This window comes from Stappia sp. ABD4_338, from assembly GCF_056312175.1.
Genome location: NZ_CM149982.1, coordinates 3,910,264 through 3,929,301, shown reverse-complemented (window position 1 = coordinate 3,929,301; position 19,038 = coordinate 3,910,264). Strand labels below are relative to the sequence as shown.

At 68.0% G+C, this 19,038-nt stretch carries 19 protein-coding genes; 11 read left to right on the top strand and 8 right to left on the bottom strand.

The genetic code is table 11. The features are described 5' to 3' along the window. Positions 1–10: 10 nt before the first annotated feature. The gene (locus ACYX4S_RS17575) at positions 11–913 is read right to left on the bottom strand and encodes a MurR/RpiR family transcriptional regulator (protein WP_476361136.1); all 903 of its coding nucleotides are present in this window, start codon (positions 911–913) and stop codon (positions 11–13) included. A gap of 192 nt (positions 914–1,105) precedes the next feature. Here ACYX4S_RS17575 and ACYX4S_RS17570 point away from each other — a divergent pair, with 192 nt between their 5' ends. From ACYX4S_RS17570 to ACYX4S_RS17525, 10 genes are all read left to right on the top strand, one after another. After that, positions 1,106–1,900: an N-formylglutamate amidohydrolase gene (locus tag ACYX4S_RS17570; protein WP_476361135.1), complete on the top strand. Its 795-nt coding sequence runs from the start codon at positions 1,106–1,108 to the stop codon at positions 1,898–1,900. Next, positions 1,897–2,496 (top strand): TRAP transporter small permease subunit, encoded by a 600-nt coding sequence (locus tag ACYX4S_RS17565; RefSeq protein WP_422070077.1) that lies wholly within the window; start codon positions 1,897–1,899, stop codon positions 2,494–2,496. Before ACYX4S_RS17570 ends, ACYX4S_RS17565 begins: the two co-directional genes overlap by 4 nt. Beyond that, positions 2,496–3,836, top strand: coding sequence for a TRAP transporter large permease (locus tag ACYX4S_RS17560; protein ID WP_476361134.1), 1,341 nt, complete (start codon positions 2,496–2,498; stop codon positions 3,834–3,836). The genes ACYX4S_RS17565 and ACYX4S_RS17560 overlap by 1 nt, the downstream gene beginning before the upstream one ends. Positions 3,837–3,972: 136 nt before the next feature. Then, complete coding sequence (locus ACYX4S_RS17555; RefSeq protein WP_476361133.1) at positions 3,973–5,022, top strand: TRAP transporter substrate-binding protein; 1,050 nt, start codon at positions 3,973–3,975, stop codon at positions 5,020–5,022. A gap of 105 nt (positions 5,023–5,127) precedes the next feature. Next, positions 5,128–6,495, top strand: coding sequence for a glutamine synthetase family protein (locus tag ACYX4S_RS17550; protein WP_293717492.1), 1,368 nt, complete (start codon positions 5,128–5,130; stop codon positions 6,493–6,495). A gap of 142 nt (positions 6,496–6,637) precedes the next feature. Beyond that, positions 6,638–8,026, top strand: coding sequence for an aldehyde dehydrogenase family protein (locus ACYX4S_RS17545; protein WP_476361132.1), 1,389 nt, complete (start codon positions 6,638–6,640; stop codon positions 8,024–8,026). 90 nt (positions 8,027–8,116) lie between these two features. After that, positions 8,117–9,280, top strand: a complete 1,164-nt coding sequence (locus ACYX4S_RS17540; protein WP_476361131.1) for an iron-containing alcohol dehydrogenase — start codon at positions 8,117–8,119, stop codon at positions 9,278–9,280. A gap of 197 nt (positions 9,281–9,477) precedes the next feature. Further along, positions 9,478–10,326: a tryptophan synthase subunit alpha gene (trpA, locus tag ACYX4S_RS17535; RefSeq protein WP_476361130.1), complete on the top strand. Its 849-nt coding sequence runs from the start codon at positions 9,478–9,480 to the stop codon at positions 10,324–10,326. Positions 10,327–10,423: 97 nt separating this feature from the next. Further along, positions 10,424–11,398 (top strand): acetyl-CoA carboxylase, carboxyltransferase subunit beta, encoded by a 975-nt coding sequence (accD, locus tag ACYX4S_RS17530; protein ID WP_476361129.1) that lies wholly within the window; start codon positions 10,424–10,426, stop codon positions 11,396–11,398. A 129-nt stretch (positions 11,399–11,527) separates the two neighbouring features. Continuing rightward, positions 11,528–12,829, top strand: a complete 1,302-nt coding sequence (locus ACYX4S_RS17525; RefSeq protein WP_476361128.1) for a bifunctional folylpolyglutamate synthase/dihydrofolate synthase — start codon at positions 11,528–11,530, stop codon at positions 12,827–12,829. A gap of 33 nt (positions 12,830–12,862) precedes the next feature. On the opposite strand, the gene coaA is transcribed toward ACYX4S_RS17525, so the two are convergent. The 7 genes from coaA to hisB all read right to left on the bottom strand — a co-directional run bounded on the left by coaA (position 12,863) and on the right by hisB (position 18,012). Then, on the bottom strand, positions 12,863–13,828 hold the full coding sequence (gene coaA / locus ACYX4S_RS17520; RefSeq protein ID WP_293717504.1) for a type I pantothenate kinase: 966 nt from the start codon (positions 13,826–13,828) through the stop codon (positions 12,863–12,865). 128 nt (positions 13,829–13,956) lie between these two features. Next, entirely contained in the window at positions 13,957–14,286 is a 330-nt protein-coding gene (locus ACYX4S_RS17515) for a phosphoribosyl-ATP diphosphatase (protein WP_293717506.1), read from the bottom strand. A 23-nt stretch (positions 14,287–14,309) separates the two neighbouring features. After that, positions 14,310–15,086: an imidazole glycerol phosphate synthase subunit HisF gene (gene hisF / locus ACYX4S_RS17510; RefSeq protein WP_293717508.1), complete on the bottom strand. Its 777-nt coding sequence runs from the start codon at positions 15,084–15,086 to the stop codon at positions 14,310–14,312. A gap of 227 nt (positions 15,087–15,313) precedes the next feature. Beyond that, entirely contained in the window at positions 15,314–16,042 is a 729-nt protein-coding gene (gene hisA / locus ACYX4S_RS17505) for a 1-(5-phosphoribosyl)-5-[(5-phosphoribosylamino)methylideneamino]imidazole-4-carboxamide isomerase (RefSeq protein ID WP_476361127.1), read from the bottom strand. Between the two features lie 29 nt (positions 16,043–16,071). Then, positions 16,072–16,725, bottom strand: a complete 654-nt coding sequence (gene hisH / locus ACYX4S_RS17500) for an imidazole glycerol phosphate synthase subunit HisH (protein WP_476361126.1) — start codon at positions 16,723–16,725, stop codon at positions 16,072–16,074. 92 nt (positions 16,726–16,817) lie between these two features. Then, positions 16,818–17,396 (bottom strand): DUF2628 domain-containing protein, encoded by a 579-nt coding sequence (locus ACYX4S_RS17495; RefSeq protein ID WP_476361125.1) that lies wholly within the window; start codon positions 17,394–17,396, stop codon positions 16,818–16,820. A gap of 22 nt (positions 17,397–17,418) precedes the next feature. Next, positions 17,419–18,012: an imidazoleglycerol-phosphate dehydratase HisB gene (gene hisB / locus ACYX4S_RS17490; RefSeq protein ID WP_422070066.1), complete on the bottom strand. Its 594-nt coding sequence runs from the start codon at positions 18,010–18,012 to the stop codon at positions 17,419–17,421. 243 nt (positions 18,013–18,255) lie between these two features. Here hisB and pyrF point away from each other — a divergent pair, with 243 nt between their 5' ends. Beyond that, a complete protein-coding gene (gene pyrF, locus ACYX4S_RS17485; protein ID WP_293717518.1) occupies positions 18,256–19,023 on the top strand; it encodes an orotidine-5'-phosphate decarboxylase in 768 nt (255 codons plus the stop codon). Positions 19,024–19,038: the final 15 nt, after the last annotated feature.

The following is a 19,038-nucleotide window of genomic DNA, read 5'->3' as shown; positions in this document are numbered from 1 at the left end:
GGGTCACTCCCTAGGAGATTGAGGAATCCGCCGGTGGATCGCCGGCATCCCGATAGCCCTCGATCTGTGCCATGCGCCGCTCGCTGCGTCCGGGATCCTGGCGGGTCACTCCCGCGACGAGGGCCTCGGCGATCACCAGAAGGGCGGCGCCCGAGTCCCAGGGGCTGGGCACCGTCACCCGGGCCGGCAACACGTGTGCCGACACGGCGGCGATGGGCGAGAGCCAGCTGTCGGTGACGAGAACCACCGAGACACCGAGCCCGGCGGCCGCGCGGGCCATGCGCGCGAGGTCGTCCTGGTAGCGGCGGATGTCGAACACCACGAGCACGTCGCGCCGCCCCATGTCGAGCAGCGTGTCGCGCCAGTTGCCTTCCTGGCCGGTCAGGTGGGTGACGCCGGGCCGCACGATGCGCAGATGCGCGGCCATGTAGCGCGCCAGCGCGTCGGTGAAGCGTCCGCCGAGAAGGAAGATGCGCCGTCGCTCGTCGGCAAGCAGTCCGACGACGGCTGCAAGCTCCGCCTCGGGCAGGTGACGGAAGGTCTCGTCGATGTTGCGCCCCGCCGCCGCCGCGATGGCCGAGGGCCCCCTGGCGTGCCCGTCCGCGGCATCGCCCTCACCCGCCTTGGCCTTGGCGAGCGGTGAGCGGAGCTGGTCCTCCAGCTCCGTCCTGAGCCGGGTCTGCAACGCGGCGTAGGTGGAAAAGCCCATGCGGGCGGCAAAGCGCAGGATCGTCGGCGAACTGACGCCGGCGGCGGATGCGAACTGGGCCACGGTGCCCAGCCCGAGCATGGGATAATTGGCAAGCAGCGCCAGCGCCGCGCGCCGTTCGGTCGCGGTGCATTCTCCGAGCCTGTGGCGGATTTCCTCCGCCAGCGCCCGGTTCGCCGCGTGCCCGTCTTCCTCCCCCGTCATGATCCGGTCTCGTCTTTTCTGCCGGTTACGGCTTGTCGTGCAATGGCGATTGACAATCCGCCGATCGCTGTATCAAATCATACAGGAAGGCCGGGCTAACGCAATTCTGTAACAAATATAACAGCGCGACCCTGGCCGGTAACGAGTGGACGGGACGGCGCTCGCCTGCGCCGTCGCCCGGGGGAGAGGCGAATGTTGCCGGAAAAGGCACCCGATGGAGCCGTGGCGCCGGACGCCAGCACTGTGATCCGCATCGAGAACGCGGGGGCGCAAGGACCCTTCGTCCTGCTGTGCGACCATGCCTCCAACCGCATCCCTCCGGAGTTCGGCGATCTCGGTCTCGACGAGGAGGCCCGGCGCGCCCATATCGCCTGGGATCCGGGGGCGCTTGGCGTCTCGCGGCATCTTTCCGCCCTTCTCGATGCGCCGCTCGTCTGGCCTGACGTCTCCCGCCTCGTGATCGATTGCAACCGCGATCCCGGTGCCCGCGACCTTGTGCCGGAGGTGAGCGAAACCACCGAGGTTCCCGGCAACAAGGGGCTCGACGAACCGGCGCGCGCCGCGCGCATCGCGTTGTCCCATGCCCCTTTCCATGCGGCGATCGAGGATCTGATGGCCGGCCGTGAGCGGGTCGGGCTGGCGAGCATCGTCGTGTCGATCCACACGTTCACGCCGGTCTACAAGGGTGTGTCCCGGCCGTGGCCCGTCGGAATCCTGTCGAATGTCGACCGCCGCGTCGCCGAGGCGATGCTGGCGGATCTCGCCGGGCAGGGCATTTCCGACCTGGGCGACAACGAGCCCTATGCGCCGCTCGATGGCGTCTACTACACGCTCGACCGGCACGCCGAGAGCCGGGGCCTCCCCTGCGCCATGGTGGAGATCCGCAACGACGAGCTTCGTGACGAGGCCGGGGAGCGGCTGTGGGCCGAACGCCTCGCCCGCGCGATGGAGGCGGCGCGGCGCGCGTTGCTGGGAGGCGGGGCATGATGCGCTCCGTCGCCCGCGGCTACGTACGCACCGTCGACCGGTTCAACGCCGGCCTCGGGCGCGTGGTCATGTTCGGCCTGTTCGCGATGATGGGCGTCCTCCTGTGGTCGTCCGCCTCCAAGACCTTCTTCAATCCCTCGCTGTGGACGCTCGAGGTCGCCCAGTTCCTGATGGTCGGCTACTACATCCTCGGCGGCCCCTGGTCGATCCAGCTCGGTTCCAACGTGCGCATGGACCTGTTCTATTCGGCCTGGTCGCCGCGCAGGAAGGCGTGGTTCGACGCCTTCACGGTGTTCGTGCTGATGTTCTACCTCTGCGTCCTGATCTGGGGCGCGCTCAGCTCGACGGCCTATTCGCTCGGTCATTTCGGCACCGAGCCCTTCGTTTTCTTCAAGGACCTGATCGTGGCCTTCGTCACCGGCGGCCCGGATGCCGCCGGCGAGGTCATCGGCTACGTGGAGCGCAGCCCCACGGCCTGGCGTCCCTACCTGTGGCCGGTCAAGTTCGTCATGCTGCTCGGCTTCTTCCTGATGCTGCTCCAGGCGATCTCGGAGCTTGTGAAGGACATCGCCCGCATCAACGGGGAGGAGCTTTGATGTCCTACGAGATGATCGCCCTGCTCATGTTCGCCTCGATGATGCTGATGCTCCTCACGGGGCAACGCGTCTTCGGCGCGATCGGCGGCGTCGCGGCGGTGGCCGCGCTGGCGCTTTGGGGCACCGGCGGTGCGGAAGTGCCGTTTGCCGCCGCCATGAAGCTCATGAAGTGGTATCCGCTTCTCACCCTGCCGATGTTCATCTTCATGGGCTACGTGCTGTCGGAATCCAAGATCGCCGACGATCTCTACCGCATGTTCCATGTCTGGATGGGGCCGGTGCCCGGGGGGCTCGCCATCGGCACCATCGGCCTGATGGTCCTGATCTCCGCCATGAACGGGCTTTCGGTCGCCGGCATGGCCATCGGCGCCACCATCGCCCTGCCGGAGCTGCTCAAGCGCGGCTACAACAAGAAGATGGTGACCGGCGTCATCCAGGCCGGCTCGTCACTCGGCATTCTCGTGCCGCCATCGGTGGTGCTGGTGCTCTATGCCATGATCGCCCGCGCGCCCGTCGGCCAGCTCTGGCTCGCCGGCGTGGTCCCCGGTCTCATGATGGCGACGATGTTCATCGTCTACATCGCGGTGCGCTGCCGGCTGAACCCGGAGCTCGGTCCGGCGCTGCCGGCCGAGGAACGCAACGTGCCGCGGGCGGAGAAGGTTCGCCTTCTCGGCGCCGGCATCCTGCCGATCGCCATCTTCGCGGCCATGATGGTGCCCTTCGTCAACGGCTGGACCAGCCTGGTGGAAAGCTCCGCGATCGGCGCTCTCGCCGCGCTTCTGGCGGCGGTGCTGCGCGGGCGCATGACCTGGAAGGTGTTCGAGACTTCCACGCGCCAGACGCTGGCCATCTCCTGCATGTTCATGTGGATCATCCTCGCGGCGCTGGGCTTCGGCGCGGTGTTCGACGGCCTCGGCGCGGTCAACGCGATCTCCGACCTCTTCACCGAGAAGCTCGGCCTGTCACCCTGGATGATCCTGATCCTGATGCAGCTCTCGTTCCTGGTGATGGGCACCTTCCTGGACGACACGGCGATGCTCGTCATCGTGGCGCCGCTCTACGTGCCGCTCGTGGCGACGCTCGACCTCGGCCTGCCGCGCGACGAGGTGCTGATCTGGTACGGCGTGCTCTACACGGTGACGACGCAGATCGCCTACATGACCCCGCCGTTCGGCTACAACCTGTTCCTGATGCGCGCCATGGCTCCGCCTGAAATCAGCCTGCGCGACATCTACGGCTCCATCCTGCCCTTCGTGACGGTGATGGTTCTGGCGCTGGCGATCCTGATGCTGTTCCCTGAGATCGCCCTGTGGCTGCCGGATCTGGTCTACGGCCGCTGAGCGGCCGGGCATGGCGCGGGACACCGCGCGCGAGTTGCCCGGGAAACCGGGAAAGACGGGCGCAAAGCCCGCGAGACATCCGGGCGGTCGGCGGACCGTCCGGGCAAGCAAATGCGACAGAAGGGGAAAGACAACCATGACCAACAGACGCGATTTTCTGAAGAACGCGGGCCTTGGCACCGTTGCCGCTGCCGGAGCCTCCACGCTCGCCGCCCCGGCGGTTCTGGGCCAAGCGCCGATCAAGTGGCGCCTGCAGACCTACGCCGGTCCGGCGCTGGCGGAACATGTGATCAAGCCGCACATCGATGCCTTCAACAAGGCCGCGAACGGTCAGATGGAGGTCGAGCTCTACTTCGCCGACCAGCTCGTGCCGACCTCGGAGCTGTTCCGTGCGATGCAGCGCGGCACCATCGACGCGGTGCAGTCGGACGACGACTCCATGGCCTCGCCGACGGAAGTCACCGTCTTTGGCGGCTACTTCCCCTTCGCCAGCCGCTATTCGCTGGACGTGCCGGTGCTGTTCAACCAGTACGGCCTGAAGGAGATCTGGGAGGAGGAATACGCCAAGGTCGGCGTGAAGCACATCTCGGCCGGTGCCTGGGATCCGTGCCACTTCGCCACCAAGGATCCGATCCGCAGCCTTGCCGACCTCAAGGGCAAGCGCGTCTTTACCTTCCCGACGGCGGGCCGGTTCCTCGCGCAGTTCGGTGTCGTTCCGGTGACGCTGCCCTGGGAGGACATCGAGGTGGCGCTGCAGACCGGCGAGCTTGACGGCGTGGCGTGGTCGGGCATCACCGAGGACTACACGGTCGGCTGGGCCGATGTGACCAACTACTTCCTGACCAACAACATCTCCGGTGCCTGGGCCGGGTCCTTCTTCGCCAACATGGAGAAGTGGAACGAGCTGCCGGATCACCTGAAGACGATGCTGCAGCTCGCGATGGATGCGTCCCACTACTACCGTCAGTGGTGGTACTGGGGCGGCGAGGCGAGCCTTCGCGTCAACGGCACCAAGATGGAGCTGACCTCGATCCCGGACGCCGAGTGGGCGACCGTGGAGGATGCGGCGGAAGTCTTCTGGGACGAGATCGCGGAACAGTCCGCGGTCAAGGCCAAGGTCGTGGAGATCTTCAAGAAGTACAACGCCGACATGCGCAAGGCCGGCCGGCCCTACCGCTACACCTGATGACGACGGTGCCGGGGGGCGGCATGTCCGCCCTCCGGTCCCTCCCCGCGCCGGCCCGTCCGGCGTTTGACACCGCACGAAAGCCTAACCGGGAACGAACGCCCCATGTCCGGCACCATGACCTTTGAAGCCCTCAAGAGCGCCGCCGCTGACGGCACCATCGACACCGTGCTCGTCTGCCTGGTCGACATGCAGGGCCGGCTGATGGGCAAGCGCTTCCATGTCTCCAATTTCATCGAGCATTCCCACGCCGAGACCCATTGCTGCAATTACCTGCTGGCGACCGACCTGGAGATGTACACCGTCGAGGGCTACCGCTCGACGAGCTGGGCGGCGGGCTACGGCGACTACGTGATGAAGCCCGACCTCTCCACGCTGCGGCCCGTGCCGTGGCTCGAGGGAACGGCGATGGTGCTGTGCGACGTGCTCGACCATCACACGCATGAGCCGGTGCCCCATTCGCCGCGCACCATGCTCAAGACCCAGATCGCGCGGCTGGAGGCCATGGGCCTCACGGCCATGATGGCGACCGAGCTGGAGTTCTTCCTGTTCGAGAAGGGCTTTGACGAGATCCGCAAGTCCGGCTTCCGCGACCTTGCGCCGATCTCGGGCTACAACGAGGACTATTCCATCCTCCAGACCACCCGCGAGGAGGCCGTCATGCGGCCGCTGCGCAATCATCTGGTGGCCGCCGGCATTCCGGTCGAGAACTCCAAGGGCGAGGCGGAAACCGGCCAGGAGGAGCTCAACATCCGCTATGCGGAGGCGCTCGCCACCGCCGATTTCCACACCATCGCCAAGCACGCGACCAAGGAGGTCGCCTGGCAGCAGGGTCACGCGGTGACCTTCATGCCCAAGTGGCACCGCGACAAGGTCGGTTCCGCCACCCATGTGCACCAGTCGCTGTGGACGAAGGACGGCAAGCCCGTCTTCCATGATCCCGACGCCGAGCACGGCATGTCGCGGACCATGCGCCACTACATGGCCGGACTGATCCGCTACGCCTCCGATTACACCGCCTTCCTCGCGCCCTATGTGAACAGCTACAAGCGCTTCCAGGAGGGCACCTTCGCCCCGACGAAGACGGCCTGGTCCATCGACAACCGCACGGCCGGCTTCCGCCTGTGCGGCGAGGGCACGAAGGCGGTGCGCGTCGAGTGCCGCATCGGCGGTTCGGACCTCAATCCCTATCTGGCGCTTGCCGTGCAGCTTGCCGCCGGCATTCGCGGGATGGAGGAGAAGCTGGAGCTGGACGCGCCGGTCACCGGCGATCTCTACCGGTCGCGCCGGCTGAAGGACGTGCCGCGCACGCTCAGGGCCGCAAGCGAGACCCTTCGCAAGTCGAAGATGCTGCGCGAGACCTTCGGCGACGACGTGATCGACCACTACGTCCGCGCGGCGGAGTGGGAGCAGGAAGAGTTCGACCGCGTGGTCACCGACTACGAACTCGCCCGCGGTTTCGAGCGGGCGTGACCTTCCCGCTTCCGGGCAAGGTCAGCGAGACGGAACGCCGCCGCGTCCCCGCCGGGGGTGGCATTGGCGTTCACCGGCCGTGCGGAGCGCACGGCGTCAAGAAACCGGCCCACGACGAGGCCGGAGGATGATTGGGTGTGAAATGAGCGACACGATCAAGCTGATTACCCCCGTCGACGGCTCGGTCTATGCCGAACGCCCGGTGGCGAGCGCCGCCGAGATCGACAAGGCGGTGGCCGAGGCGCGCAGCGCGCAGGCGGCCTGGGCCGCGACGCCGCTCTCCGAGCGCTGCGACGCGGTGCTCGCCGCCGTTGCCGCGCTCGAGGCCATGAACGACGAGATCGTTCCCGAACTCGCCTGGCAGATGGGCCGCCCCGTGCGCTATGGCGGCGAGAAGGGCGGCACCCGCGAGCGCGCCGACTACATGGTGAAGATCGCGGAAGAGGCGCTGGCGCCGCGCCATCACACGGACCGTCCCGGCTTCACCCGCTACGTGAAGCCGGAGCCGCTTGGCGTCGTGCTGATCATCGCGCCGTGGAACTACCCGTTCATGACGGCGATCAACACCATCGTGCCCGCGCTCATCGCCGGCAACACGGTGATCCTCAAGCACGCCGCCCAGACCCTGCTCGTCGGCGAGCGGCTGGCGAAGGCCTTCGAGATCGCCGGCGTGCCGAAGGGCGTGTTCCGCAACATCGTGCTCAACCACGGCCAGACCGAGCAACTGCTCGCGTCCGGGCGGATCGACCACATCAACTTCACCGGTTCCGTCGGTGGCGGACGCGCCATCGAGAAGGCGGCGGCGGGCACTTTCGCCTCGCTCGGTCTCGAGCTGGGCGGCAAGGATCCCTCTTACGTGCGCGAGGACGCGGACGTGGCCTTCGCCATCGAGGGCATGGGCGACGGCGCCTTCTTCAACGCCGGCCAGTGCTGCTGCGGCGTTGAGCGCGTCTATGTGCACGAGAAGCACTACGACCAGGTGGTCGAGGGGCTCGTTGCCTTCGCCTCCAACTACAAGCTCGGCAATCCGCTCGAGGAGGCGACCACCCTCGGCCCGATGGCCCAGGCCCGCTTCGCCGCCCATGTGCGCGAGCAGACCGCCGAGGCGCTGCGCAAGGGCGCGAAGGCGCTGGTCGACCCGAAGCTCGTCCCCGAGGACCGCGAGGGCACGGCCTACCTGATGCCGCAGGTTCTGGTGGACGTGGATCACCAGATGTCGGTCATGCGCGAGGAAAGCTTCGGTCCCGTCGTCGGCGTCATGAAGGTGCGCTCCGACGAGGAGGCGATCGCCCTCATGAACGACAGCCCCTACGGTCTCACGGCCTCGATCTGGACCTCCGACGAGGAGGCGGCGATCTCCATCGGCGACCGGGTCGAGACCGGCACCGTGTTCATGAACCGCTGCGACTACCTCGATCCGGCCCTGGTGTGGACGGGCGTGAAGGAGACCGGCAAGGGCGCGGCCCTGTCCGAGCTCGGCTACCTGTCGCTTACCCGGCCCAAGTCCTACCACCTTCGTACGAAGACCTGACCCGCACACGGGGTCCGGTTTCCACGTTTCCCGGATCCGGCGCACGGTGCGCCGGACCGGTTCCTTCCAATCCCTCAAGGTCGACTGCTCATGAGCACCACGCCCTCCGTCAACTGGTCCTACCCCACCGCCCTGCGTTTTGGCGCCGGTCGCATCAGGGAACTGGCCGCCGCCGCCGAGAGCCTCGGCATGAAGCGCCCGCTGATCGTCACCGATCCCGGGCTTGCCCGCCTGCCGATGATCGGCCAGGCCCTCGATCTGCTGAAGGCCGGCGGCCTCGAGCCGGGCCTTTTCAGCGAGATCAAGCCGAACCCGACCGCCGGGAACGTGGAAGCCGGCGTGGCCGCCTTCCGGTCCGGCGACCATGACGGCGTCATCGCCTATGGCGGCGGCTCCGGCCTCGACGCGGGCAAGGTCATTGCCTTCATGGCCGGCCAGACCCGGCCGATGTGGGACTTCGAGGACATCGGCGACTGGTGGACCCGTGCCGATCCGGACGGCATCGCGCCGATCCTCGCCGTTCCGACCACGGCCGGCACCGGGTCCGAGGTGGGGCGCGCCGGCGTCATCACCAACGAGGAAACCCACACCAAGAAGGTCATCTTCCATCCGAAGATGCTGCCGGGCATCGTCATCTGCGATCCCGAGCTGACGGTGGGGATGCCGCGCTACTTCACGGTCGGCACCGGCATGGATGCGCTGGCGCACTGCCTGGAGGCCTATTCCTCGACCTTCTATCACCCCATGGGCGACGGTATCGCCGTGGAGGGCCTTCGGCTGGTGTTCGAGAACCTGCGCCGGGTCGCCGAGACGCCGGACGATCTCGTCGCGCGCGGCCACATGATGTCGGCCGCCGCCATGGGCGCGGTCGCCTTCCAGAAGGGTCTTGGCGCGATCCATGCGCTCTCGCATCCGGTCGGTGCGCTCTACGACACGCACCACGGCATGACCAATGCGGTCTTCATGCCCTATGTGCTGGCGTTCAACCGGTCCGCCATCGAGGGCAAGATCGAGCGCCTGTCGGGGTATCTCGGCATGTCCGGCGGGTTCGACGGCTTCATGGACGAGATCCTGAAGCTGCGCGCCGACCTGGATGTGCCGGCCACGCTCGAGGGTCTCAAGGTCGACGGATCGAAGGCCGAGACCATCGCCGAGATGGCCGTGGTCGATCCGACCGCCGGCGGCAATCCGATCGAACTGACCAAGGAGGGCGCGCGCGCGATCTTCGACGCGGCCCTGTCCGGCAGGCTGTGACCACGGGGCGCGGACGGACGGTCGCGTCCCTCCGCGCCGCCACGGCATGCCGCCCTTGCGCGCGGTCCGATTGACAGCGGCGCCCTTCCGCTCCTACATGCCCCATTCAGCCGGGGCCGCGCGGGTCGGGTGGCTCCCTTGGAACGGAAACACCTTCAGGCGCGCCTCGCGACACGAGACGGCACAGGACGGGCGAAATGACTGACACGCGGATCGATCGCCGCTTCGCGGCATGTCGGGCGGAAAACCGGCCGGCGCTGGTGACCTTCATCACCGCGGGCGATCCCGACCTCGCCACCTCCCAGGCCATTCTCGATGCGTTGCCGGCCGCCGGCGCCGACGTGATCGAACTGGGAATGCCCTTCTCCGATCCCATGGCCGAGGGCGTGCCGATCCAGCTCGCCACCCAGCGCGCGCTGGCAGGCGGGCAGACCATGAACCGCACCCTCGACATGGTGCGCGCCTTCCGCAAGCACGACCAGGACACGCCGATCGTGCTGATGGGCTATTACAATCCCATCTACGTGCGCGATCCGGTCCGCTTCGTCGCCGAGGCGAAGGACGCCGGCGTCGACGGCTTCATCGTGGTGGACATTCCGCCCGAGGCCGACGACGAACTCTGCCTGCCAGCGCTCGAGGCCGGTCTCAACTTCATTCGCCTGACGACGCCGACCACGGACGATCGCCGCCTTCCCACGGTTCTCGCCAACACGTCGGGTTTCGTCTATTACGTTTCGGTGACCGGCATCACCGGTGCGACGATCTCCAACCGCACGAGTGTCGCGGAGGCGGTTCGGCGCATCAAGGGTCACACGGATCTTCCGGTTGCCGTCGGCTTCGGCGTCAAGACGGCCGAGGATGCCGAGGTGATCGGTCGCGATGCCGATGGCGTCGTCGTCGGGTCGGTGCTGGTCGATGCGGTGCGCAAGAGCCTGGACGCCCAGGGCCGGGCGACGCAGGGCACGCGCGATGCGGTGACCCGGATCGTGCGCGATCTGGCGGCCGGCGCGGCACGTGCGCGCGCCACGGCCGAACAGGCCGGCTGACGCGTCGGCGGGACATGCGTGGCGGCTCTGCCAGGTGGCCGCGAAACGAAGGGCAGGCCCCGCGACGGGACGCCCGAGCAGATACGGACGGTAAGCCTTGAACTGGATCAACAACGTCGTTCGCCCGAAGATCCGCGGTCTCCTGCAGAAGCGGGACGTGCCGGAGAATCTCTGGATCAAGTGTCCCGAGACCGGTGAGATGGTCTTCCACCGGGATCTGGAAGCGAACCAGTTCGTGGTGCCCAATTCCAACCACCACATGCGCGTCTCCGCCAGGAAGCGCCTGGAGCTGTTCTTCGACGGCGGCACCTTCGAGAAGGTGAAGACGCCGGAGGTCGCCGTCGATCCCCTCAAGTTCCGGGACGAGAAGCGCTATACCGACCGACTGCGCGACGCACGCGCCAAGACCGGTCTCGATGACGCGGTTCTGGTTGCAACCGGCAAGCTGAGCGGCATGGACGTCACCGCGGCCGTGCAGGATTTCGCCTTCATGGGCGGTTCGCTCGGCATGGCCGCCGGCGAGGCCGTCCTCACGGGCCTGGAGACTGCGGTCGCGCGCAAGACGCCCTTCGTGCTCTTCGCCGCTTCGGGTGGCGCGCGCATGCAGGAGGGCATCCTGTCGCTGATGCAGATGCCGCGCACCACCATCGGCGTGCAGATGATGCGCGAGGCCGGGCTTCCGTTCATCGTCGTGTTCACCAATCCCACGACCGGTGGCGTCACCGCCTCCTACGCCATGCTTGGCGACGTGCATCTTGCCGAACCTGGCGCGCTGATCGGTTTCGCGGGGCCGCGCGTCATCGAACAGACGATCCGCGAGAAGCTGCCCGAGGGCTTCCAGCGCTCCGAGTATCTGCTCGACCACGGCATGGTCGACATGGTCGTGCACCGTCACCAGATGCCGGAGACCGTCGCCCGCATCTGCCGCATCCTGACCAAGGCCGAAGTGCCGCTTCCCGAGGCCGCCGAGCTCGAGACGCCCGAGCCGGAGACCGAGGGGGAAACGGTCCAGGCGAGCGAGACCGCCGAGCCGGCAACGACCGCCGAGGCGACGGAGAAGGGAGCGGCCTGAGGTCGCGTTCCCCGGCCGCGGCGGCACGGTTCCGCCGGGGCCTCCCGACACGGGGCATCCGGCAGACGCGTGCGGGCGGACTGCGAACGGACCCTCACCAACTGCACCTGACCGCAGCGGGGCGGCGACATGGATCAGGTCACGGCCATTCTCGACAGGCTCCTCGCGCTGCATCCGCGCGAGATCGATCTGTCGCTCGGACGCATGGAGCGCCTGCTGGAGGCGCTCGGGCGGCCGCAGGACAGGCTCCCGCCGGTGGTGCACATCGCCGGAACCAACGGCAAGGGATCGACCACCGCCTTCATGCGGGCGATCCTGGAGGCCGCTGGTCTGCGCGTGCACGTCTACACCTCTCCCCATCTCGTGCGCTTCAACGAGCGCATCCGCCTTGCCGGGCGGCTGGTGGACGACGCCGAGCTTCTCGATGCGCTGGACCGGTGCGAGCAGGTCAATGAAGGCCGCGAGATCACCTTCTTCGAGGTGACGACCGCCGCCGCCTTCCACCTTTTCTCTCAGGTTCCGGCCGATGTGCTCTTGCTCGAGGTGGGGCTGGGCGGACGTCTCGACGCCACGAACGTGGTGGACGCGCCGCTGGCGGCCACGCTGACGCCGGTGTCCATGGACCATGAGCGCTACCTGGGCGAGACCCTTGAGGGCATTGCCTTCGAAAAGGCCGGGATCCTCAAGCACGGCCGTCCGGCTGTCGTCGCGCCGCAGGACGAGGCGGCGCTTGACGTCATTCGCGCCCGCGCCCGCGAGCTTGCCGCGCCCCTCACCGTCTTCGGCGAGGATTTCACCGCCTGGGAAGAGGGGGGGCGTCTCGTCTTCCAGGACGGGGACGGGCTTCTCGACCTGCCCCGTCCGAGGCTGTCCGGCGCGCACCAGATCGTCAATGCCGCCATGGCCGTCGCGACGCTCAAGGCCGCGGGGCTGCTTCCCGCCGCCGAGGCGGTCGAGGGCGGCCTGCAGCGGGTCGACTGGCCGGGGCGGATGCAGCCGATCGGGGCGGGACCGCTTCTCGATCTCTGTCCGCCGGGCACCGAGCTCTGGCTCGACGGGGGGCACAACCCCGGCGCCGGCACGGTCATCGCCGCCGCCATGGCCGACCGGGAGGAGCGCGCGCCGCGTCCGCTGCATCTCGTCGCGGGAATGCTCAAGACCAAGGATCCCGTCGGCTTCTTCGCGCCGTTCGAGGGACTGGCCGCGCATGTGGATTGCGTGGCCTTGCGCACGACGGAGAACGGTCGCGATGCGGAAGACCTTGTCGAGGCCGCGCGCGCGGCCGGGCTTGTCGCGGACGTGGCGCCGTCCGTCGAGGCCGCGCTGCGCCGTCTGCCGCGCGAGGGCGATGTGCCGCCGCGCGTTCTGGTGTGCGGTTCGCTTTACCTGGCGGGCGAGGTTCTTGCCGCCAACGGCATGTCGCCGGACTGAGCGAAGGCCTCCGGCGGGACTGCCGCTGCCGCCTCACAGCTTGCGCAGGCGGACCTCGTCGATGGCGTGATCGCGGTTCTTGTGCAGGATCAGGTCGGCGCGCGGGCGGGTCGGCAGGATGTTTTCCTGCAGGTTGACCAGGTTGATCTCGCGCCACAGGTCCTCGGCGATCTCCAGCGCCTCGTTCTCGCCCACCATCGAATACTTGTTGAAGTAGGAACCGGGGTCGCGGAACGCGGTCTCGCGCAGGCGCATGAAGCGCTTCACGTACCATTCGTGCAGCACGTCCTCGTCGGCATCGATGTAGATCGAGAAGTCGAAGAAGTCGGAGACGAAGGGCACCTCCTTGCCGTCTCGCGGCAGGTTGGAGGTCTGCAGAACGTTCAGCCCCTCGAGGATGAGGATGTCCGGCCGGTCGACGGTGACATACTGGTCCGGCATCACGTCGTAGTAGAAGTGGGAGTAGACCGGCGCGCGCACGTGCCTCCGCCCGGCCTTGAGGTCGGAGAGGAAGGTGAGCAGCGTCGTGCGGTCGTAGCTTTCGGGGAAGCCCTTGCGCCGCATCAGGCCTTCCCGCTCCAGCACCGCGTTGGGATGCAGGAAGCCGTCGGTGGTGACGAGATCGACCTTGGGGCTTGCCGGCCAGCGCGCCAGAAGCGCCTGAAGCAGGCGGGCGGTGGTGGACTTGCCCACCGCGACGGATCCGGCAAGGCCGATGACGAAGGGGTTCTTCACCTCGTTGGAGCCCAGGAAGCGGTTCGTCGCCCGGTGAAGCTGCTGGGTCGCTTCCACGTAGTAGGCCAGGAGCCTGGAGAGCGGCAGCAGGATCGATTCCACCTGGGCGATGGAGACCGGATCGTTGAGGCTTTGCAGGCGCGCGACTTCCGAGGCCGTCAGGGTCATGGGCGTGTCGGCGCGCAGCCGGGCCCACTGGTCCTCGGAGAAGACCCGGTAGGGCGACAGGTCGTCGTCCCGGTATCTGCTGACGGTCTGTTCCATGGCGACGCTCGTCCCGTTCCGGCTGCGGTTGCCCGCGGCGTGCCCATTCCTCCCTGCCCCGAGCCGCGTCGCGACCGGAACGCCCCCCTCACGCCGTCAGGCGTGGGGCCCTTTTGTCGCGCCCCTCTTCACGTATCGGGGCGGGATGCCTTTTCCTCAAGCCCGGTCTGGCCCGTGCGCCGGGCAAGCTCCCGCATCACCTCGTCGAGCGGCACGTCGCCGGCGTGGAGCAGAACCAGGAGGTGGTAGAGCAGGTCCGCCGCCTCGCCGGTAAGTCCTTCCCGGTCGCGCTCCACGGCGGCGATGGCGGCCTCCACGGCCTCTTCGCCCACCTTCTGCGCGATCTTGGAAACGCCCTTGTCCATCAGCTTGCGGGTGTAGGAGCCCGGATCGCCGCTTGCCGCGCGCGTGCGCACGATGGCGTCGAGATCCGAAAGGGTGAAGCGTGTGTCGGTCATCTTCGGGCTCCGGCGGTGCCGTGTCAGGTGTCGAGCCGCATGGCGATGCCGCTTGACGCCATGTGCGTCTTGGCCTCGCGGATCGTGTGCGTGCCGAAATGGAAGATGGAGGCGGCGAGCACCGCCGTCGCATGGCCATCGCGCACGCCCTCGACCAGATGATCGAGCGTGCCCACGCCGCCCGAGGCGATCACCGGAACGCTGACCGCGTCGGCGATGGCGCGGGTCAGCGCCAGGTTGAAGCCCTGCCGCGTGCCGTCCCGGTCCATGGAGGTGACGAGAAGCTCGCCCGCGCCAAGCTCCACGGCCTTCTTCGCGAAGGCGACCGCGTCGATGCCGGTCGGCGTGCGTCCGCCGTGGGTGAAGATCTCGAAGCGCTCCGCCTCGCCCTCGCCGTTCACCTGCTTGGCATCGATGGAGACGACGATGCACTGGGCGCCGAACTTCTCCGAGGCCTCGCGGATGAACTCGGGGTTCTTCACTGCTGCGGTGTTGATGGACACCTTGTCGGCGCCGGAGACGAGCAGCTTGCGGATGTCCTCGACGGTGCGCACTCCGCCGCCGACGGTCAGCGGCATGAAACAGGCTTCCGCCGTGCGGCGCACCACGTCGAAGATCGTGTCGCGACCCTCGTGGCTGGCGGTGATGTCGAGGAAGCAAAGCTCGTCCGCCCCGGCCGCGTCATAGGCCTTCGCGGCCTCGACCGGGTCTCCCGCGTCGACCAGATTGACGAAATTGACGCCCTTGACGACACGGCCGTCTTTTACGTCAAGGCAGGGAATGACTCGTGCTTTCAACATCTTAGGCGGTTATCCAGCGTATTTCGCGGTCGCAGCATACAGCCCCCGCCCCGCTCTGGAAAGGCGCTAGCGGGCGGAATGACCTTTTCGCTTGCGTGCAAGACCGCGCGCGACCTTCTTCAGGGCGGTCCACCATGTGGCATCGCCCGTGAACGGCCGCGTTGCGCGCGAAAAAACGCCGGCGTCAGTCGGATGCCGGCGTCGGGATTCCGGGAGACGGCGGGCACTCAGGCGTCGAGGACCTTCAGCGCCTCGGCCGGATCGAGGCGTCCGTCATAAAGCGCACGGCCCGAAATGGCGCCATCCAGCCGGGCGGCCTCCGGCGAGGCGAGGCGCTTCACGTCCTCGATGGAGGCAAGGCCACCCGAGGCGATGACGGGAATGGAAGTGGCGGCGGCGAGGTCCAGCGTGGAGTCCCAGTTGATGCCGGCCAGGACCCCGTCGCGGTCGATGTCGGTGTAGATGATCGCGGAAACGCCCGCGTCCTCGAACCGTCCGGCAAGCTCGATCGCCGAAAGCTCCGAGGTTTCCGCCCAGCCTTCCACCGCGACCCGGCCGCCGCGCGCGTCGATGCCCACGGCCACATGGCCGGGAAACAGGCGGCAGGCCTCGCGCACCAGCCCCGGATCGCGCACCGCGACGGTGCCCAGGATGACGCGGGAGATGCCCTTGGCGAGCCAGGCCTCCACATGGTCGAGGGTGCGGATGCCCCCGCCAAGCTGCACCGGGTTCTTGGTCGCCTTGAGGATGGCGTCCACCGCGTCGCCGTTGCGGCTTTCGCCGGCGAAGGCGCCGTCGAGGTCGACCACATGCAGCCGCTTGAAGCCCTGGTCCTGGAAGGCGCGCGCCTGCGCGCCCGGATCGTCGCTGAAGACGGTGGCCTGGTCCATGTCGCCGAGCTTCAGGCGCACGCACTGTCCGGCCTTGAGGTCGATGGCGGGGTAGAGATGGGGCATAGTCGGTCCGTGGCTTGGCCGGGCGCGCTTTAAGGCGCCCAGTCGAGGAAGTTCGCGATGAGGGCGAGGCCGAGGCGCTGGCTCTTTTCCGGGTGGAACTGGGTGCCGAACCTGGTGTCCCGGCACACGGCGGCCGTGATCGGGCCGCCATAGTCGGCGGTGGCCAGGACGTCCTCGCCCCGCTCCGCCTTGAGGTGGAACGAGTGCACGAAGTAGGCGTGCAGGCCCTTGTCCCCTGTCTCGATGCCGGCGAACAGCGGGTGGTCCTGGGCGGTCAGCGAGATCGTGTTCCAGCCCATGTGGGGGATCTTGAGCGTGGGATCGTCCGGCGTGATCGCAGTCACGTCGCCCGGCACCCAGCCGAAGCCCTCCACCGTCTCGAACTCGAGGCCGCGCGTGGCCATGAGCTGCATCCCCACGCAGATGCCGAAGAAGGGGCGCCCCTTCGTTTCCACGGCTTCCACGAGCGCTTCCGTCATGCCGTCGACGGCGGCGAGCCCCCGCCGGCAGTCGGCGAAGGCGCCCACGCCCGGCAGGACGATGCGGTCGGCGCTGGCGACCACGTCCGGGTCCGCGGTGACACGGACCTCGGGCGACCTGCCGTGCCCGTGCGCGGCCCGCTCGAAGGCCTTTTCGGCCGAACGCAGGTTGCCGGAACCGTAGTCGATGATGGCGATCAGCATGGGTCTGTCCGTTGGAGCGTGTGGTCGCGGGTCATGAAGGGCGGAACGACGCTTCGGCGTCGCGCGCGGGGTGTCCTAGCCGTTGATCGGGGTCAGTGTCGATGGGTGCCAAGCGTCAGGCCGACAACCTGTTCCCGGCTGGTGCGTGGCGCGGGCGTGCGTCTTGCCGGCCCGCGTGTCGGGTTCGCGGTCTCCGCCGTGCTCTCGCCGGTGCCGTCGCTTGTGTCCGAAGCGCCTGATGCGTCGGCCGCCACCCTTGCGTCCGCATGTGCGGGGACATCCGCCGCATCCTGCGCCAGGCCGGTGAAGAAGCGCCATTCGGCATCGGCGCGTCCCTGTGCCTCGACCACCGCGACGAAGCGCCAGCCGCGCCGTTCCAGGGTCCAGCGGCGCAGGCCGTTGGCTTCCAGCGCGAACAGGAAGGTGACGAGCAGGCTGACGGTGCCCACCCCCGGTCCGTTGCTGTAGCGCGCGCCGAGCTCGAGCGCGATCGTGGCGACGAGGAAGACGCCGAGCACGAGCCAGAGCCGCTGCCACAAGAGCCAGGGGATGGAGAGGAAGAATGCGGGAAAGGAAAAGCCGTCCTTGATGAAAACGCTCCGCTCGAGATCCCGCTCGCGCAGGGCCGTGTGCGTTTTTCCGGGGGGCACGAGCACCATGAAGATCGCCATTGCCGGATCTCCCCTTCGCCGTTCAGCCGCCGAGCTGGCCCTTGGTGGAGGGCACGCGTCCGGCCTGGCGCGGGTCGGGCTCGATCGCCACCCGCAGGCACCGCGCCACGGCCTTGAAGCAGGTCTCGGCGATATGGTGGCAGTTGGTCCCGGTCAGGTTGGCGATGTTGAGGGTGATCCCGGCGTTCATCGCGAAGGCGCGGAAGAACTCCTCGAACAGCTCCGTGTCGAAGTCGCCCACCTTGTCGCGCGGGAAGGTCACGTCCCACACGAGGAACGGCCGGCCCGACACGTCGAGCGCGCAGCGCGTCAGCGCCTCGTCCATGGCCAGGTGGCAGTCGGCATAGCGGGTGATGCCGGTCATGTCGGCCAGCGCCTCGCGCAGGGCCTGTCCGAGCGCGATGCCCACGTCCTCCGCCGTGTGGTGGAAGTCGATGTGCGTGTCGCCCTTGGCGCGCACGGTGATATCGATCAGTGAGTGGCGCGAGAGCTGCTCGAGCATGTGGTCGAGGAAGCCGACCCCGGTCGAGATGTCGAAGGTTCCCGTGCCGTCGAGCGCGACGCTGACGGCGATATCGGTTTCCTTGGTGGCGCGCGTGATCGATGCGGTGCGCATGGGCGATGTCGATCCTCTGTCGAGAGGCTGCCCGCGTCTTGCGCGACGGCGGCCCGAAAAGCAGTCGAAAGGCTTGTATCAGGTGGCAGGGCGCTTTGAAATACCCGGCGCGCGCCGCGCGCTTTCAGCCTTTCGCACATGCGAAGCTGGCAAACCGCGTCCGGCTTGGCTAAGAGGGAAAGAACGCCGTTTTCCGCGCCTCGGCGCGGATCCTGGACCATTCGTCATCGGAGACCCGAAAAGATGCCTGCCGAAAGTGCCGAAACGACCGCCGAGACCGCCGACCCCGAGCCGTCGAGGCGTTACGCGCCCGCCTCAGCCCGCGACCGGCTGATCCTCGGCCTCGACGTTCCCACCGTCGAGGAGGCCCGTGCCATCGTGCGCGAGACGGCAGGCGCGGTGGGCACCTACAAGATCGGAATGCAGCTTCAGTTCGCCGGCGGCCTCGGCCTCGCGCAAGAGCTGGCCCGCGACGGGCATTCCGTCTTTCTCGACGTCAAGCTTCTCGACATCGACAACACGGTCATGAAGGCGGTCGAGAACATCGCCCGCATGGGCGTGCGTTTCGTCACCATCCATGCCTATCCCAAGGCCATGCGGGCCGCCGTCGCGGGGCTCGCGGCGGGCGGCGGAGATCTCTGCCTGCTCGGCGTGACCGTTCTCACCTCCATGGACGAGGACGACCTGCACGATGCCGGCTATGCGGGATCCGTGGGCGATCTGGTCGTCGCCCGCGCGGCCAACGCACGTGCCGCGGGCATGGGCGGCATCGTCTGCTCGCCGCAGGAAGTCGGGTCTCTGCGCCCGGTGCTCGGCCCGCATCCCGTCACCGTCACCCCAGGCATCCGCCCGGCGGGAAGTGCCGCCGGCGACCAGAAGCGCATCATGACGCCCGCCGACGCAATCCGCGAGGGCGCCGACTACCTGGTCGTCGCGCGGCCGATCCTGGAAGCGACCGACCGCCGCGCGGCGGCGGACAGCATCGTGGCGGAGATCGACGCGGCTCTTTGAGGCCGCGCCGACCGG